Origin of the sequence: Virgisporangium ochraceum (assembly GCF_016863655.1) — a bacterium.
In the GTDB taxonomy this organism is placed as follows: Bacteria; Actinomycetota; Actinomycetes; order Mycobacteriales; family Micromonosporaceae; genus Virgisporangium; species Virgisporangium ochraceum.
Window position 1 is genome coordinate 44225 of sequence record NZ_BOPH01000094.1, and the last position, 16931, is coordinate 61155.

Genomic DNA, 16931 nt, shown 5'->3' on the forward strand with positions numbered 1-16931 from the left:
AGAACTTGAGCCAGTAACACTAAAGTTGAACGCTCAAGGGAGATGCACTGTGGCTACTCTGCCGGTTCTTCCCCTCACCGATGATGTGCTCCTGCCCGGCATGGTCGTCCCCGTGATCCTCGACGCCACGACGCAGGCCGCGGTCGACGCGGCCCGGGCCGGCGCCGAGAAGAACAGGTTGCTGACCGTGCCGCGGATAGACGGCGAGTACGGCCCGGTCGGCACGATCGCGACGATCCAGAAGGTCGGGCGGCTGCCCAGCGGCGAGCCGGCGGCGCTGGTCCGCGGCGAGGCCCGGGCCCGCATCGGCTCCGGCGTGCCCGGTCCGGGTGCGGCGCTGTGGGTCGAGGCGACCCTGATCGTGGAGCCCGAGCCCGCCGGCAAGGCGCGGGAGCTGGCCCGCGAGTACAAGGCTTTGATCACCGCCGTGCTCCAGCAGCGCGGCGCCTGGCAGGTCATCGACGCGGTCGAGCGGATGACCGACCTGTCCGAGCTGGCCGACAGCGCCGGCTACGCACCGTGGCTCACGCTGGAGCAGAAGATCGAGCTCCTCAAGGCCGAAGACGTCACCACCAGGCTGGAGCTGCTCACCAACTGGGTGCGCGAGCACCTCGCGGAGCAGGAGGTCACCGAGCGGATCAACACCGACGTCCGCGAGGGGCTGGAGAAGTCGCAGCGCGAGTTCCTGCTACGCCAGCAGCTGGCCGCGATCCGCAAGGAGCTCGGTGAGGACGAGCCCGACGGCTCGGCCGACTACCGCGCCCGCGTCGAGGAGGCCGACCTCCCCGACAACGTGCGTGAGGCCGCGATGCGGGAGGTCAACAAGCTGGAGCGGTCCAGCGACGCCTCACCCGAGGCCGGCTGGATCCGCACCTGGCTCGACACGGTTCTCGAGATGCCGTGGTCGACCCGCACCGAGGACAACACCGACCTCAGGGAAGCGAAGAAGCAGCTCGACGCCGACCACACCGGTCTCGAGGACGTGAAGGACCGCATCCTCGAGTACCTGGCTGTCCGTAACCGGCGTGCCGCCCGCAACCTGCAGGTGGTCGGCGGTCGTGGCTCCGGCGCCGTGCTGGCGCTCGCCGGCCCTCCCGGGGTCGGCAAGACCAGCCTCGGCGAGTCGGTCGCGAAGGCGCTCGGCCGGAAGTTCGTGCGGGTGTCGCTCGGCGGTGTGCGCGACGAGGCGGAGATCCGGGGTCACCGGCGGACGTACGTCGGCGCGCTGCCCGGTCGCATCGTGCGGGCGCTGCGTGAGGCGGGTTCGATGAACCCGGTCGTGCTGCTCGACGAGGTCGACAAGCTGCAGGTCGGCTTCTCGGGTGACCCGGCGGCCGCCCTGCTCGAGGTGCTCGACCCGGCGCAGAACCACACGTTCCGCGACCACTACCTCGAGGTCGACCTCGACCTCTCCGACGTCCTGTTCCTCGCCACGGCGAACGTGATCGAGACCATCCCCGGTCCGCTGCTCGACCGCATGGAGCTGGTGACGCTCGACGGCTACACCGAGGAGGAGAAGGTCGCCATCGGCCGCGACCACCTGCTGCCGCGTCAGCTCGACCGCGCCGGCCTCACTCCTGACGAGGTGTCGGTGTCCGACGAGGCGCTGCGTCTGGTCGCCGCCGAGCACACCCGCGAGGCGGGCGTGCGGCAGCTGGAGAGGGCGATCGCGAAGATCCTGCGCAAGGCCGCGGTGAAGCTCGCGGTGTCGACCGACAAGATCACGGTGGACCGCGTGAGCCTGGCCGACTACCTCGGGCGCCCCCGGTTCACGCCGGAGTCGGCCGAGCGGACGGCGGTTCCCGGTGTCGCCACCGGCCTGGCGGTCACGGGCGTCGGCGGCGAGGTGCTGTTCATCGAGGCCACCTCGATGGACGGCGAGCCCGGCCTGACCCTCACCGGTCAGCTCGGCGACGTGATGAAGGAGTCGGCGCACATCGCGCTGTCCTACCTGCGCTCGCACGGGCGGGAACTGGGTCTCGACCCGAACGAGTTGGCGGGACGCCGGATCCACCTGCACGTGCCGGCGGGCGCGGTGCCGAAGGACGGCCCGAGCGCGGGTATCACGATGGTCACGGCGCTGGCGTCGCTGGTCTCGGGACGCCCGGTGCGGCCGGAGTTCGGGATGACCGGCGAGGTGACCCTCAGCGGACGCGTACTGCCGATCGGCGGCGTGAAGCAGAAGCTGCTGGCGGCCCACCGGGCCGGCCTGACCGAGGTGATCATCCCGGCCCGTAACGAGCCCGACCTCGACGACCTGCCCAAGGAGGTGCGCGACGCGTTGACCGTGCACACCCTGGCCGACGTCGCCGACGTGCTCAAGCTGGCCCTGCGCCCCGTGGAGGCCGGCACGGACACCGGCACCGACACGGCCGCGGGCACGCCGGAGCTGGTCGCCGCGTAGGGCCGCACATAAACGACGCTCTATCCAGTGCGGGTTTCGCGCCCGGAAGCACACTGGATAGAGCGTCGTTTATATCGAGACGGTTCGGCGCAAGGCCGTTCGGCGCAAGGCCGTTCGGCTCAGGCCGGGACACGGCGTGAACGGACGAAGCGCCCACCGGACTATTCCGGGTAGGCGCTCTGCCGTAGGTCGGCCAGCCGTGCGGCGGTCTCCTCGGGCGGGGTGGCCTCGACGGCCAGCCGCTCCATCGTGACCGCGTAGTGGTCGACGTCTTCGCGCTTGTCGAGGTACAGCGCGCCGGTGAGCTGCTCGATGTAGACCACGTCGGGCAGCTCCCGGTCGGCGAACCGCAGGATCGTGTACGCGCCACCGGCGGCGGCGTGCCCGCCGACCTCGAACGGCAGCAGCTGCACCTGCACCCGGGGATGCGCGGTCGCGGCGATGAGCGCGTCGATCTGTTCGCGCATCACGTCGGCGCCGCCGATCGGCCGGCGCAGGGCCGCCTCGTCGATGACCGCCCACAGCCGGGGGCCGCTCTCGCGGTCGAGGACCTTCTGCCGCTCGACGCGCAGCGCCACGCGGCGGTCGAGCTCCTCGGCGGACGCCTTTCCGTGTCCGAGGAGAATGACGGCGCGGGCGTAGTCGGGCGTCTGCAGGAGACCGGGAACGAACTGCACCTCGTAGCTGCGGATCACCTTCGCCGCGGTCTCCAGGCCCAGGTACGACTGCAGCCAGGTGGGCAGGACGTCGCCGTAGCCGTTCCACCAGTTCGGGGCGTTGGCCTGCTTGGCGAGCGCGAGAAGCGCCGCGCGCTCGTGCTGGTCGGTGACCCCGTACAGAACGAGGAGATCGGCGATGTCGCGTTCCTTGAAGCTGACGCGACCGAGCTCCATCCGGCTGATCTTGGATTCGGACGAGCGGATCTCCCAACCCGCCTTCTCCCGGCTGATGCCCCGCCGTTCGCGGAGACGCCGAAGCTGCCCACCAAGCACCATCCGGAGGACGGTGGGATCTTCCGCAGATCCGTTCCCAGTGCCGCTTTCCGCACCGTTCCCTGCACCGCTCTCCGGGGATTGAGCAACCGCCACGGCTCTACCCTTCGTTGGTTGCTGCCTCCGCAACCAATACTGTCCGCGGGTCAGCATGCCATGACTGAAAGCGATAGGTATCACCCGGACGGTCAGATGAGGCAATGATCACCCTAAGTGATCATGATGGGAGCGGTACCACGATGGACCTGGGAATTGGACTGCCCACCGCCGGCTCGTTCGCGTCGCCGGCGAACATCGCGCGGCTGGCACGGGAGGCCGAGGATCTCGGCTACGCGTCGGTGTGGACGTTCGAGCGGCTGTTGCGGCCGCTCGAACCGGTGTCGATGTACGGGGGACCGGCACAGCCCGTCCCCGAGGTGTACTCGTTGGTCTACGAGCCGCTGGAGACGCTCTCCTGGGTCGCGGCACAGACCACCCGGGTGCGGCTGGGCACGAGCGTCATCGACGCCCTGCTGCACCCGCCCGTGGTGCTCGCCCGCCGCTTCGCCGCGCTCGACCAGTTCAGTGGCGGCCGGGTCGTCGCCGGTCTCGGGCAGGGATGGATGCCGCAGGAGTTCGAGACCGCCAACGTGCCGATGAAGCGCATGGGCGCCGGAATCGACGAGGTGGTCGACGCCATGCGCGCCTGCTGGGGCCCCGACCCGGTGTCGTACAGCGGTCGCTTCTACCGCATCGCCGAGTCGGAGCTGAACCCGAAGCCGGTTCAGGAGCGGATCCCCGTGCTGCTCGGTTCGATGACCCCGGCCGGAATCGAGCGTGCGGCCCGCATCGCCGACGGGCTCAACCCGATCGCGTTCTCCGCGGAGCAGATCCGCGAGACCGTGGCGGCGTACCGGTCCCTCGCGCCGGCGTCGGCGACCGTGGTGGTGCGGGCCAATACGACGTTCTCCGTCGAGCCGCTCGGTGAGAAGCGGCCGTACCTCGGCGGCTCGCCGGAACAGATCGCGGAGGACCTGGCCGGCCTCGACGGCGCCGGCATCGACGAGGTGCTGCTGTCGACGGTCGGCCGGGTACGGCACGACCTCGTCACCGAAATACGGCTCATGGAACGGATCCGCGAGACAGCGGTCATGGTCAATTGGAGTTAGCCTGCTCCGGTGAGCGTGCTCACGCGGTCCCACCACGGGCTGGAACCCTACGACAAGCGCAGGCCGCACCGCGGCGCGCAACTGGTCGCGGCGCTGCGTGCCGCGCTGGGTCCACTCGCGCCGCGGCTGGAGCACGTCGGCGGCACCGCCGTTCCGAACCTGGCCGCGACGCCGGTGTTCGACGTGCAGGCGAGCGTGCCCGACCTGGCCGGCGGCACGGAGGCGTTCGACGGGCCGCTGGCCGCACTGGGACTGCGGCGCCGGCCGGACGCGACCGACCACATCCCGGCCGGCCGGCGCGACGACCCGCGGCGGTGGGCGAAACGGTGCTGGGCCGGCACGATCGCCATCCGCGACGCCGCCCGACCCGGCGACGCGCTGCGCACCGAGCGGGTGCGGCTGCACGTACGCGTGGCCGGCGCGCCGAACGAGCGGCTGGCACTGCTGCTCCGCGACTGGTTCCGGGCGCACCCGGAGACCGTGCCGGCACACGGCGGCTTCGCGCTCAAGCTGGCCGAGGCTCTCGCGTCGCTCGACGGCGGCGCGGAGGTCACCGACCCGCTGGTCGACCTCGTCGTCGTCACGGCCGAGGCGTGGGCCGACAGAACGGGCTGGCGGGCGTGAGCCCCGGGCGGCTACGCTTGTCCGTCATGGAGCGCATTTCCGTTCTGGCCGCCGCACGAGCTATCCGCTCGTCGGCCGCCTGACCGCTCCCTCCCAACCGGCGACCGATTCCCAGGGGTCGCCGGATTTTTTGTGCCCTGTGGCGGCCTCTCCCTCTCTCGAAGCCCTCGTGAAAGGCCTCCACTGTGGACACCAGGCAGACCATCGACACCTTCATCGAGTTCTACCGCTCGCGCGGCCACGAACGCATCACCGGTAGCTCGCTGCTCACGTCGCCCGACGACCCGGTGCTGTTCACGTCGGCGGGCATGCATCCGCTGACGCCCTACCTCGAAGGGACGCGGCCGCATCCTTCTGCGCGGCGGCTCGTCAACAACCAGCGGTGCCTGCGCACCACCGACCTCGACGAGGTCGGCGACCCCACCCACCTCACCGTGTTCGAGATGCTCGGGTCGTGGTCGCTCGGCGACTACCCGCACTCCGACTCGCTCCGGTGGGGCCACGAGCTGCTCGTCGACGGGTTCGGGCTCGATCCGGGACGGCTGCACGTCACCGTGTTCGGCGGCGACGACGAGGTGCCGCCCGACACCGGCTCGATCGAGGTGTGGTCGGACCTCGGCGTGCCGATCGAGCTGACCATCGAGGACAACTGGTGGTCCAACGGTCCGGTCGGGCCGTGCGGCCCCGACAGCGAGATCTTCGTGTGGACCGGCAACGGCCCGCCGGTCGGCACGCCGACCACCGATCCCCGCTGGGTCGAGGTGTGGAACCACGTGTCGATGCGCTACCGGCGGTTCCCCGACGGGCGGCTGGAGCCGCTACCTGTGTCCAATGTGGACACAGGGATGGGGCTGGAGCGCATGCTGACCGTGCTGCAGGGCCGCCGCTCGGTGTTCCAGACCGACCTGTTCCGCCCGTGGACGCTCGTACTGCCCCGCCTGTGGCCCGGCCTGGACCTGGCGGGGGAGCGGCTGGTGCTCGACCACCTCCGCTCGGGCGTTGTCGTCGTCGGCGACGGCGTACGCCCGTCGAACACGGGTCGCGGCTACGTGCTGCGGCGCCTGGTCCGACGCGCGCTGACCACGTTGTGGCGCCTCGATCCCGGCATCTCGCTCGGCGACCTGCCCGACGAGCCGGTGCGGCACACACTGGACCACTTCGGCCAGGACTCGCTGCCGGTGGTGCGCGAGATCCTGGTGTCGGAGGAGCGGCGCTTCCGGGCGCTGCTGGAGCGCGGCCGCACGGTGGTTTCGCGGCACCGGTCCCGCAACGGCGGTCCGCTCGACGACGGTGACTTCCACTACCTGCACGACACCCACGGCCTGCCGCGCGACCTAGTGGTCTCGCTGCTGAACGAGGGGTAGGCGGTAGCGGACGGTCGTGATGCTGCGCCAGGGTTCCGTGACGCCCTCGTCCAGCACGAAGCCGACGTGCTCGTAGAACCGGCGGGTGCGGGTACTGGGCTCGGCGACCCACAGGATGCACTCGGGGTAGCCGGCGGCGGCGAGCCAGCCGAGGGCATCGGCCATCAGCGCCTGCCCGATGCCCTTGCCGTGCCGGCTCGGCCGGACGTAGACAGCGTAGACCTCGCCGGCGCCGTCGACGCCCTCCCCGCGGGCCGGGCCGCTGACGGCGAAGCCGGCCACGCCGTTGTCGTCCTCGGCCACCATGAGGTGGCTGCCTTCCTGCGTGGCGATGCCGGCCCAGTTCTCCGTGCTGCGGTCGAGGTCGTAGCCGTCCATGACGTCGGGGATCCACCGGGAGTAGGTGTCGGCCCAGGTCTCCTTGTGGACCTCCGCGATGGCGCGGCCGTCGGCGGGCGTGGCGGAGCGGATCTCGAACGTCATCGGGGTCATGGGCGAAGCATAGGCATCAATGCGTTGTCGACAAGTCGTTTCGGGTAGCCCTCGTCGACCTCGCCGCCGCACACCTTGGAGCGGTACATCATCATCGCCGGGCCGAGGTCGGCCAGCAGGTCGATGTCGGTGTCGGCGCGGACCTCGCCGCGGGCGACACCGCGCCGCAGCACCTCGGCGGTGACCGACCGGCTCGGGTCGAACACCAGGCGCTGCACCAGTTCGTGGAACACCTTCGCGTGGTCGTGCTCGATCTCGTTCATGATCGCGCGGAGCGCGCAGCCGGGCGGTGAGTACATCGCCTCGCGGACTCGCTCGATGAGGAACAGCAGCTCCTTGCGGATGTCGCCGAGGTCGGGCACGCCGGGCGGGTCGGGCAGCGTGCTCTCGATCGCCGCGACGACCAGATCCTCCTTGGACGCCCACCGGCGGTAGAGCGCGGCCTTGCCGGTGTGGGCGCAGGCGGCCACGCCCTCCATGGTGAGGCGGCGCCATCCGACGTCGCGGAGCTGGTCGAGCGCGGCGGAGAAGATGGCGCGTAGCAGAGCTTCCCCGCGACGGCGGGTACCCGGTTCGCTACTCGACATGTCGGCTGGCGGGGCCGTCATCGTCTCCTCCGTCACACCTCTTAAAAGACGCTTGCGTTCACTATCGACTCCAGGTTAGCGTCGCTCCGTTGTGAACGCTACCGTTCACTACCGTGCGACCCGGGGGAGTTTCTCTAGTGTCTACCTCACAACTCGCGGCGCCAACACCAGCGCCGTCATCGGGTGCCAAGGGCGAGGCCTCGGAGCGGCGCAAACGCATCGCGCTCCTGGTGATCGCCACCACCCAGCTCATGGTCGTCCTCGACGCGACGATCGTGAACATCGCGCTGCCGCACATCCAGACGGCGCTCGGCTTCTCGACCACCAGCCTGTCGTGGGTGCTCAACGCCTACACGCTCACGTTCGGCGGTCTGCTGCTGCTCGGCGGCCGCGCGGGCGACCTGCTCGGCCGGCGTCGCGTGCTGATGACCGGCATCGCCCTGTTCATCCTGGCCTCGCTGCTCGGCGGGTTCGCACAGGAGTCGTGGCAGCTGCTCGCCGCGCGCGTGCTCCAGGGCATCGGGGGCGCCATCGCCTCGCCGACCGCGCTCGCGCTGGTCACCACCACGTTCAAGGAGGGTCCGGAGCGCAACCGGGCGTTCGGGGTGTTCGCCGCGGTCTCCGTCGGTGGGTCGGCGATCGGCCTGCTGGCCGGCGGCATGCTCACCGAGTGGCTCGACTGGCGCTGGGTGTTCTTCGTCAACGTGCCGATCGGCGTGCTGATCATGGTGCTGGCCCCGATGTTCGTCGACGAGTCCGAACGCCACACCGGCCGGCCCGACATCGCCGGCGCGCTCACGTCGACGCTGGGCATGGCCTCGCTCGTCTACGGCTTCATCCGTGCCGCCGACGACGGCTGGCGTGACTCCTGGACGCTCGCCGCGTTCGGTGTCGCCGGGGTGCTGCTCGCCGCGTTCGTGCTCATCGAGTCGCGCACGAAGGAGCCGATCACGCCACTGCGCCTGTTCGCCGACCGCAACCGCGCCGGCTCCTACGCGATCATGCTCAGCGTCGCCGCGGCCATGTTCGGCATGTTCTTCTTCATCACGCTGTTCGTGCAGAACGTGCTCGGCTACACGCCGATCCAGTCCGGCCTGTCGTTCCTGCCGGTCTCGGTGGCCATCTTCATCGCGGCGGGGCTCACGAGCCGGTTGCTGCCGCGGTTCGGGCCCAAGCCGTTCATGGTGGTCGGCACGCTCCTGTCGGGCGCTGGCATGGTGTGGCTGTCGCTGATCGACACCAGTTCCACCTACGTCACCGGGGTGCTCGGTCCGACGGTGCTGTTCGGCTTCGGCATGGGTCTGAACTTCGTCACGCTGACGCTCACCGCGGTGTCCGGCGTGGCCCAGGAGGACTCGGGTGCGGCGTCCGGGCTGCTCAACGCGACCCAGCAGGTGGGTGGCTCACTCGGTCTGTCCATCCTGGTCACCGTGTTCGGTACGGCCAGCCGCAACGAGGCCGAAACCCAGGTGCCGGCGTTCATGGCCGGCGCGTCGCCCGAGCAGCAGGCCCAGTTCGCCCAGACCGGTCAGCTGCCCCCGCCGTGGGGCCACGAGATCCTGGCGTCCGGCATCTCGAGCGCGTTCCTGGCGGCCGTCGGCCTCTTCACGGTGGCCTTCGTCATCGCGGTGGCAGTGATCAAGGCCCGCAAGACCGACCTCGACCGCCTCCGCGGCCAGCAGGACGGCGCTCCCGCCGCCCTCCACTGATCCCCGCGGTCGATCGTGGACTCCCGGGAACGCCACGGCGCGCCCGGGAGTCGACGCTCCCCCTAGGGTGCACGCTCCCCGAACCGCACGCACCGTGGACGTCGCGATCGGGGTTGGCGCTTGTCGCCAGCGGTGATCAGAGGTGGCCGGCGAGATCGGCGCCGATGCCGGTCAGTGGCGGGTGGCCGGGGCGGGTCAGGCCGCGGTGGCGGGGAGCCGCCGGCTACCCGGATCGAGACGGAACCTCCCGCGCCACGTCAGCTTCGTCAGTTCCTGAAGTGGCGGGCCAGCACCGGCGCCAGCGCGGCCGGCTTGACGATGTGGGTCTGGCCCGGGAGGTCGTGGTGTTCGGCGCCCGGGATCACGGCCGCCAGCTCGCGCATCGCGGTTCGCATCCAACGCGGGCTCTTCGTGCCGGCGACCACCGCGGTCGGCACGGTGACGCCGGCCCAGCGGTCGCGGGGCAGCGGCTCACCGCGCTGCAGCGGGGCGGTGAAGCCGGTGTCGTAGGGAAGGGTGTGCGCGACCGCCTTCAGCTTCGACCACGCGGGCATCAGGTGCATCATCGCCACCACGAACCCGGGCAGGCCGACGCCCTTCGACATGAACAGCGACACCGCGGCGCCGCGCCTGCCCTGTGCCACCAGGGTGTCCATTGTGGACTCGTAGTCGTCGGGGATGAGCCTGCGGCTGCGGTCTACGACGTACGGGACCTCGTACAGGGCCAGCTTGCGTACCGGGAGACCCGCTGCCACCGCGTCGAGGGCGAGCGCGCCGCCCGACGAGATCCCGTAGAGGTAGGGGTCGCCGCCGGCCTCCTTCACCAGCGCCTCCAGGTCCTCGTACTCGCGCTCCACGGCGTAGGGCGCGGTGTCGCCGCTCTCGCCGCGGCCCCGCCGGTCGTAGGTGTACACGGTGAACCGGTCGGCGAGCGCGTCGGCCAGGGCGTCGTTCGGACCGTTGCCGCGGTAGCACATCGCACCGTCGACGAGGATCAGGGCAGGGCCGGAACCTTTGCGTTCGAAGGCGATCCGCGTTCCGTCGGCGGAGGTGAGGTACTCGGTCACGTCGAAGACCTTTCTGGGACGGGCGTGAGCGCGGTCGTCATGTGAGTGCTCCGTCGAGCCAGTGCTGCCAGTCGGATTCGGTGTCGTCGCCGGCGAACACGTGGTGGGCGGCGATCATCCGGCCGCCGAAGCCGCGCAGGAACCGGTACAGCGCGTGGGGGGTGCGCACACCGAGGGTGTCGCGGTTCTCGAAGTACACGGTTCCAACGGCGGAGGGTATTCCCCGGCCGGCCAGGCTTACGCCGTCTCCTCTCCTTCGCAACGCGACCGAGAGCGAGTGCCAGGCGGCCTCCCACTCGACGACGGCCGGGCCGAAAACCGTGACGGGACGGGCGGTGCGGCCGGCGAAGTGGTGGAGATACTCGACGAGCGTGCGGTGGAACATGGCGTTGCCGAACGTCATCGCGTCGTACTCGGCCTCCCAGTCGTCGCCGGGGAGGAAGCCGCTCGTGACCGTGCGGATGACGGTGCTGCCGTTGGCGCGGCCCTCGATGAGGAACTCGAACGCGACGAAGCGGCCGTCTTCTGCCGGGTCGCTGGCGTAGGCGAGCCTCGCGTTCGGCTCCCAGGCGGTGACCCGGTGCTCCGGCGTGTAGTCGCCGAACGCCGTGCGCACGGTCCTTCCGGGCTCGACCTCGGAGCGGCCCATGAACCAGGAGTCGATGCCGGGTCCGGTGGCGATGGCGTCCCAGACCTGCTCGGGCGTGGCGTCGACGGTCAGGTCGGTCTCGTTGCTGAAGTCCCTACTCATGGGGCACCGGGTGGACGGCGACCACCAGCCGGTAGGCCCGCCCGTCGTCGTCGTGGTAGCGGCTCACCAGGTTCGTGACCGCCTCGGCCAGGTCGGCGGCGAAGGCCGCCCGCTCCCGCGGCGATGCGAACCGCACCTCCCCGTCGATGCCGAACGTGGCGACCGGCTTGCCGGCCTTCGTGGCGCCGGTGATGAGCGCACCGACGTCGCGGACGAGCCGCGCCGCGAGCGCGAGCAGCCAGCGGGCGGAGAGGCGGTCGGGCGCCCTGTCGGGGTCGGGGGCGACCTCCTTGAGGACGGCGGGGGAGATGACATAGCTGGCGGCCGTGGCCCGCAGGACCCGCTCTGTCATGTTGCCCTTGCGCCGCTCCTCGACCAGCTCGACGAGGCCGTGCTTCTCCAGCTCGCGGAGGTGGTAGTTCACCTTCTGCCGGGGCAGGCCGACGGCGGTGGCGAGTGCGGTGGCGGACAGCGGCTCCACGAGCGCGGCGAGCAGCCGGCTCCGCATCGGATCGAGCGACACCCCGGCCGCGACCGGATCCTCGATGACGGCAACGTCGAACATGTCGTCGACGGTGTCACCGACAAATCTGATTGTCAAGACAGCTTGTTTTGTCGGTGGGCCGCTCGCGCGCCGATCTTGCAGTGGTGGCCGGGACGAATGGGGTCTCGGCGGGGCAAATGGGCGGCCGTGAGTGCAAGATCGGCGCGGGAGCGGCGTGGCGGCGGGCGGGGAGGGCGTGGTGGCGGGCGGGGCCGGCGGAGTGCGGCGGCCGGAGGGGGTCGTGGCGGCGGGCCGGGAGCGGCGGGCGGAGGTGTGGCGGCGGGCTGGAGTGGCGGCGGGGCCTGCGGGGTGGCGGCGTGGTGGCGGGCTGGGCGTGGCGACGGGCTGGGCGCGCGGGGCGGAGGTGTGGCGGCAGGGTGCCGGGTAGAGGCGCGGCTGCGGTAGGGGCGGCGGGCAGAGCGCGCGGGCAGAGCGCGCGGGCAGGGTACGGCGGGCCGTCGGGGTGCTTCTTGATCGCCGTCCGCGGAAAGAAGGTGGAGCCACGCTCCAGGTTGCTTCCTGGGATCGCGATCTTGGCAGAGCGTGGCGGAGCGCGGAGCGCGGAGCGCAGCGCGTGGCGGAGCGCGGAGCGGTGGCGGCGAGCGGTGGTGGTGTCAGAGGGCGTCGTCCAGTAGTGGGGCCAGATCGCCTCGTGCGATTACCTCGACGGTGTCGAGCGCCAGCCACGATGCCAGGGTCCGCAGCTCCTCCGCCAGTTCCGCGGCCACCTCCCCGGTCGCCCGTCCGGGTTCGGCGTGGGCGGCCTGCACGAGGAGCGTCCCGTGGGGGCGGTCGGCCTTCAGGTCCACACGGGCCACGAGCTCGTCACCCAGCAGGAAGGGCAGCACGTAGTAGCCGTACGCGCGTTTCTCGGGCTTCACGTACAGCTCGAAGCTGTGCCGGAAACCGAACAGGCGCTCGACCCGGTCGCGTTCGAAGAGGAGGGAGTCGAACGGGCAGAGCAGGGTGCGGGCCCGCACCGGGCCGCTCGGCACGCCGGCCGTCGGCACGTAGGCCTGGTCGCGCCAGCCCTCCACGCGCACGGGTTCCAGCGAACCGGCCTCGACCAGTTCGGCGATGCGGGCACGGATCACCGGCGCCCGCACGTGGGTGATCACCGTGGAGACGAAGAAGTAGTAGCCGATCTCCTTGGCGGTCGCCACCCCGAGGGCGGTGGCCGCGTGCAGGACCATCGCCCGCTGCGCCTCCTCCTCGGTAGGGGTCGGCAGGGCCAGGACGTCGGCCGGGATCACGCGTTCGGTGAGGTCGTACTGGCGCTGGCTGTTCTTCCGGCCGGCTGCGGCCAGCCGCCCGCAGTTGAAGAGGCCGTCGAGGGCTGACTTGCCGTCGGACAGGCTGTCCCACAGCACCGTCGACTCCGCGTACCGGCTGAGGTCGCGTTCGCGGCGGGCGGGGTCGGCGAGTTCGGTGAAGGTCAGCGGGCCGCGGTGGTCCACTTCCGATTGGACCGCGTGCAGGTAGCCCGGTCGCTCCCGGTCCAGCCGCTCGACGAGACCCAGCCACCACTTGCTCTTCTCGTACCGGTCCATCTGCCAGCGCACCAGCGGGTGGAACTCGATCGGCAGGATCGACGCCGCGTGTCCGAAGTACTCGAACGCCTCATGGCGTTTGTACATCAGGTCGTCGAGCAGGCGCGTGGGGTACGGGCCGAGCCGCGAGTACAGCGTCAGGTACTGCGCGCGCACGAGCACGGTGACCGCGTCGATCTGCACCGCGCCCAGCCGGCGCACCACGTCCCGTAGATGTCTCGACGTCGGCCTGGCCGGCCGCGCCCTGCCGAAACCCTGCGCGTGCAACGCGATCCTGCGCGCCTGCGGCCCCGAGATGTCCATCCCACGCAGGCTAGTCCGGCAGCAGCGGCACCGCAGGGGCAAGGTCGCGGCCCACCATCGCCGCCCGGGTGACCGCGCGCGAGCCGAACCGGTCACGGACCGCGTCGACCGCGGCGTCGAGGCTCGTGCCGGCGTGGGCGTCGAGGGGCAGGGCCAACTGGACCGCGCTGTCGTCGTCGAGGTTGCTCACCGCGACGCCGACGAGCGTGATGCCGTGCTCCTCGATGAGCGGACGGGCGGCCACCAGGAGGCGGCGGGCAGCGTCGAGCACCGTCGGCGTGTGCGAGGTCGCCTGCACGAGCGTGTGCGACCGCGTGACCCGCGTGCGGTAGTCGTGGAAGCGCAGCCGGATGGTGACCGTGTGCCCCACCCGGTGGGCGGCCCGCATCCGCCGGGTCACCCGGTCGACCAGCGCGGCCAGGATCGCCTCCAGTTCGGCCTGCGAGCGCGGACGTCGTCCGATCGCCGCCTGCGCACCCATCGACCGCCGACGGCGGCCGACCTCGACGCGGCGCGGGTCCTTCCCGGTGGCCAGCGCGTGCAGGTGCCGGCCCGTGTGCGCGCCCAGCATCGAGACCAGCGCCGCCAGCCCCACGTTGGCGACCCGGCCGACCGTGACGATGCCCCGCTCGCGCAGCTTGCCGGCCGTGACCGGCCCGACGCCCCACAGCCGCTCGACCGGCAACGGGTGCAGGAACTCGAGCTCGCCGTCGGGCGGCACGAGGAGCAGCCCGTCGGGCTTCGCGACGCCGCTGGCCACCTTGGCCAGGAACTTGGTGCGGGCCACCCCGACCGTGATGGGCAGACCGACCCGCTCACGCACGTCTCGCCGCAGCTTCTCGGCGATCCCGACGGGCGGCCCGGCGATGCGACGCAGCCCGCCCACGTCGAGGAACGCCTCGTCGATCGACAGGCCCTCGACCATCGGCGTGGTGTCGCGGAACACCTCGAACACCGCCCTGCTGGCCGCGGAGTAGGCCGACATGCGCGGCGGCACCACGACCGCGTGCGGGCACAGGGCCATCGCCTGCCGCCCGCCCATCGCCGTGCGGACCCCGCGCGCCTTCGCCTCGTAGCTGCAGGCGAGCACGACCCCGCCGCCGACGATGACCGGCCGGCCGCGCAGACGCGGATCGTCGCGCTGCTCGACGGACGCATAGAAGGCGTCGAGGTCGGCATGCAGGATCGACGCGTCCACGACGCAGATGATCGCACACCTGTTCTAATTCGTCACGAAGATCTGCAACATTCCTGCACGTCGATGTTTATTGACTTGTCGGACACGCGTTCCTAATGTCCGAGGAAAGGCCTTTCCTCAGGCATTTCACCTCATCGAGCAGCCCATTGAGCAGCCTGGAACCCGCCTGTTCCAGCGCTTCCGCTTGCGTGCCCCCGAGGAGGACACCCGTGAGACGAACCATCGCCGCGTCCGCCGCTCTCGCGCTCGTCGCGGCGGGCCTCGCCCTCCACCCGCCCGCCGCGGCCGCGGCCGACTCCGCGCCGACCGGCTTCGCCGCCGTGAACGCGTTGGGGCAGAACGGAACCACCGGCGGCGCCGGTGGACCGACGGTCACCGTCACCAACGCCACCGACTTCATCGCCGCGATCGTCGCCACCGGGCCGCGCGTCGTGCGGGTACAGGGGACCATCACGCTGCCGACCGGCACCAGCGACGGCATGTACAACGTGTCGTCCGACAAGACCATCATCGGGGTCGGTGCCACGGCCCGGATCCAGGGCGGCGGGCTGACCATCGGCCCGCCCGTGAACGACAACGTGACCTCGCCACCGGCGAACGCGGTCCACAACATCATCATCCGGAACCTGTCGTTCTCCGGCGCGACCGACGACGCCATCAACGTGCAGATGTTCTCGCACCACATCTGGATCGACCACAACGACCTGTGCTGCGGCGACGACGGCCTGGTCGACATCAAGCGCGGCTCCGACTTCGTCACCGTGAGCTGGAACCGCACCCACGACCACGACAAGACGTACCTGCTCGGCCACGACGACGACAACGCCGCCCAGGACGTCGGCCGGCTGCGCGTCACCTACCACCACAACTTCATGGACGGCTCCGACCAACGCAACCCGCGCGTGCGCTTCGGCGAACCAGTACACGTCTACAACAACTACTGCCGCAACGCGAGCTACTGCGTCGCGTCGGCGATGGACGCCGGCCTCGTGGTCGAGAACAACGTCTTCGAGAACGTGAACAACCCCGGCCGCGTCGACTTCAGCGGTGACCTCGGCCGGCTCGTCGCCCGCGGCAACATCCTCATCGACACCAACCACGAGATCGAGACCCGGGGAACGGTCGTCGAGCCGCGGACCTACTACGCCTACACCCTCGACGCGGCGTCCGCCGTGCCGACCATCGTGCCGGCCGGTGCCGGAGTGGGGAAGATCTGACATGGAGCGTAGGACCCTCGGAAAGCTCGCGGCGCTGTCGGCCGTGGCCGGCTCCCCGCTGCTCGCGGCCACGCCGGCCGCCGCCGCCGAGACCAGCCCGCGCGGATTCGCGTCGCTGAACACGTTGGGGCAGAACGGAACCACGGGTGGTGCCGGCGGCCGCACGGTCACCGTGTCGACCACCGACCAGCTGCTCGACGCCATCGACAGCACCGAGCGGCTCGTCATCCAGGTGCAGGGCCGCATCCGGATCGAGAGCAAGAAGGGCGTCCGTCCGAACAAGACGGTCATCGGGCTGCCCGGTGCCGAGATCACCGGCGGCGGCCTGGACTTCTACCGGTCGTACAACGTGATCGTGCGGAACATCCTGTTCACCGACGCCGAGGACGACGCCATCAACGTCGGCCAGAACTCGCACCACATCTGGATCGACCACAACACGTTCCGCGGCGCTGTGGACGGCTCGGTCGACATCGTCCGGGGCGCCGACTACGTCACCGTCAGCTGGAACCACTTCGACCGCTCCGACAAGAGCATGCTGATCAGCCACTCCGACGGCGCCGCCGGCACCGACGTGGGTCACCTGAAGGTGACCATCCACCACAACTTCTTCGACCACAGCCGCCAGCGGCACCCGCGTGTGCGCTTCGGCGAGCCCGTGCACGTCCTCAACAACTACTTCCTCGGCAACGACCTCTACGCGGTGGCGTCGACGGAGAACGCGGGCGTGCTCGTCGAAGGCAACTACTTCGAGGACGTGCCGTACACGGTGTACTCGGCGAGCGGCTACGCCGACAGCGGCCCGGGCCGGGCCGTCGCGCGGAACAACATCTTCGTGCGGTCGGGCACGCCGGAGCTCGCGGGCTCGGTGGTCGAGCCGCGGACCTACTACCCGTACACAGTGGACAGTCCGGCCGGCATCCCGGCGGCGGTCCGCGCCGGCGCCGGCGTCGGCCGTATCTAGTCGGTCCACCACCGGGG

At 70.8% G+C, this 16931-nt stretch carries 14 protein-coding genes and 1 pseudogene; 7 read left to right on the forward strand and 8 right to left on the reverse strand.

Annotated features, from left to right (window positions below):
• Positions 1-49 precede the first annotated feature (49 nt).
• Positions 50-2404 carry an endopeptidase La gene (lon, locus tag Voc01_RS34465; RefSeq protein WP_203931828.1) on the forward strand — a complete coding sequence of 785 codons (2355 nt, stop codon included), beginning with the start codon at positions 50-52 and terminating at the stop codon, positions 2402-2404.
• A 161-nt stretch (positions 2405-2565) separates the two neighbouring features.
• Here the strand turns inward: lon and Voc01_RS34470 are convergent.
• Positions 2566-3429 (reverse strand): annotated as a pseudogene (locus tag Voc01_RS34470) (Sco1979 family transcriptional regulator); the annotation flags it as partial.
• Between the two features lie 206 nt (positions 3430-3635).
• Between Voc01_RS34470 and Voc01_RS34475 the strand changes: the two are divergent.
• From Voc01_RS34475 to Voc01_RS34485, 3 genes are all read left to right on the forward strand, one after another.
• The gene (locus Voc01_RS34475; RefSeq protein ID WP_203931830.1) at positions 3636-4544 is read left to right on the forward strand and encodes a TIGR03619 family F420-dependent LLM class oxidoreductase; all 909 of its coding nucleotides are present in this window, start codon (positions 3636-3638) and stop codon (positions 4542-4544) included.
• Between the two features lie 9 nt (positions 4545-4553).
• Positions 4554-5168 carry a GrpB family protein gene (locus Voc01_RS34480; RefSeq protein WP_203931831.1) on the forward strand — a complete coding sequence of 205 codons (615 nt, stop codon included), beginning with the start codon at positions 4554-4556 and terminating at the stop codon, positions 5166-5168.
• A gap of 185 nt (positions 5169-5353) precedes the next feature.
• Positions 5354-6532, forward strand: a complete 1179-nt coding sequence (locus Voc01_RS34485) for an alanine--tRNA ligase-related protein (protein ID WP_203931832.1) — start codon at positions 5354-5356, stop codon at positions 6530-6532.
• On the opposite strand, the gene Voc01_RS34490 is transcribed toward Voc01_RS34485, so the two are convergent.
• Positions 6503-7024 carry a GNAT family N-acetyltransferase gene (locus tag Voc01_RS34490; RefSeq protein WP_203931833.1) on the reverse strand — a complete coding sequence of 174 codons (522 nt, stop codon included), beginning with the start codon at positions 7022-7024 and terminating at the stop codon, positions 6503-6505. The genes Voc01_RS34485 and Voc01_RS34490 overlap by 30 nt on opposite strands.
• Positions 7021-7632: a TetR/AcrR family transcriptional regulator gene (locus Voc01_RS34495; RefSeq protein WP_203931834.1), complete on the reverse strand. Its 612-nt coding sequence runs from the start codon at positions 7630-7632 to the stop codon at positions 7021-7023. The genes Voc01_RS34490 and Voc01_RS34495 overlap by 4 nt, the downstream gene beginning before the upstream one ends.
• Before the next feature lie 116 nt (positions 7633-7748).
• Between Voc01_RS34495 and Voc01_RS34500 the strand changes: the two genes are divergently transcribed.
• Positions 7749-9320: an MFS transporter gene (locus Voc01_RS34500; RefSeq protein ID WP_239160675.1), complete on the forward strand. Its 1572-nt coding sequence runs from the start codon at positions 7749-7751 to the stop codon at positions 9318-9320.
• 266 nt (positions 9321-9586) lie between these two features.
• Here the strand turns inward: Voc01_RS34500 and Voc01_RS34505 are convergent, their stop codons facing one another.
• The 5 genes from Voc01_RS34505 to dinB form a co-directional block, all read right to left on the reverse strand.
• The gene (locus tag Voc01_RS34505; protein ID WP_239160676.1) at positions 9587-10387 is read right to left on the reverse strand and encodes an alpha/beta fold hydrolase; all 801 of its coding nucleotides are present in this window, start codon (positions 10385-10387) and stop codon (positions 9587-9589) included.
• 37 nt (positions 10388-10424) lie between these two features.
• Positions 10425-11138 (reverse strand): SRPBCC family protein, encoded by a 714-nt coding sequence (locus Voc01_RS34510; protein WP_203931835.1) that lies wholly within the window; start codon positions 11136-11138, stop codon positions 10425-10427.
• The gene (locus Voc01_RS34515) at positions 11131-11739 is read right to left on the reverse strand and encodes an ArsR/SmtB family transcription factor (protein WP_239160677.1); all 609 of its coding nucleotides are present in this window, start codon (positions 11737-11739) and stop codon (positions 11131-11133) included. Before Voc01_RS34515 ends, Voc01_RS34510 begins: the two co-directional genes overlap by 8 nt.
• A 557-nt stretch (positions 11740-12296) precedes the next feature.
• Entirely contained in the window at positions 12297-13535 is a 1239-nt protein-coding gene (locus Voc01_RS34520; RefSeq protein ID WP_203931836.1) for a winged helix-turn-helix domain-containing protein, read from the reverse strand.
• 10 nt (positions 13536-13545) lie between these two features.
• Positions 13546-14733, reverse strand: a complete 1188-nt coding sequence (dinB, locus tag Voc01_RS34525; protein ID WP_239160678.1) for a DNA polymerase IV — start codon at positions 14731-14733, stop codon at positions 13546-13548.
• A 209-nt stretch (positions 14734-14942) separates the two neighbouring features.
• On the opposite strand from dinB, the gene Voc01_RS34530 reads away from it, so the two are divergent.
• Both Voc01_RS34530 and Voc01_RS34535 read left to right on the forward strand, forming a co-directional pair.
• Positions 14943-15950 carry a pectate lyase family protein gene (locus Voc01_RS34530; RefSeq protein ID WP_239160679.1) on the forward strand — a complete coding sequence of 336 codons (1008 nt, stop codon included), beginning with the start codon at positions 14943-14945 and terminating at the stop codon, positions 15948-15950.
• Position 15951: 1 nt separating this feature from the next.
• Positions 15952-16914 (forward strand): pectate lyase family protein, encoded by a 963-nt coding sequence (locus Voc01_RS34535; protein ID WP_203931838.1) that lies wholly within the window; start codon positions 15952-15954, stop codon positions 16912-16914.
• The last annotated feature ends 17 nt before the right edge of the window (positions 16915-16931 follow it).

Excerpts from the sequence above, each read along its gene's own strand:
- Voc01_RS34475 (WP_203931830.1), top strand. The coding sequence starts at position 3,636 with ATGGACCTGGGAATTGGACTGCCCACCGCCGGCTCGTTCGCGTCGCCG.
- Voc01_RS34490 (WP_203931833.1), bottom strand. The coding sequence starts at position 7,024 with ATGACCCCGATGACGTTCGAGATCCGCTCCGCCACGCCCGCCGACGGC.
- Voc01_RS34495 (WP_203931834.1), bottom strand. The coding sequence starts at position 7,632 with ATGACGGCCCCGCCAGCCGACATGTCGAGTAGCGAACCGGGTACCCGC.
- Voc01_RS34510 (WP_203931835.1), bottom strand. The coding sequence starts at position 11,138 with ATGAGTAGGGACTTCAGCAACGAGACCGACCTGACCGTCGACGCCACG.
- Voc01_RS34520 (WP_203931836.1), bottom strand. The coding sequence starts at position 13,535 with ATGGACATCTCGGGGCCGCAGGCGCGCAGGATCGCGTTGCACGCGCAG.
- Voc01_RS34535 (WP_203931838.1), top strand. The coding sequence starts at position 15,952 with ATGGAGCGTAGGACCCTCGGAAAGCTCGCGGCGCTGTCGGCCGTGGCC.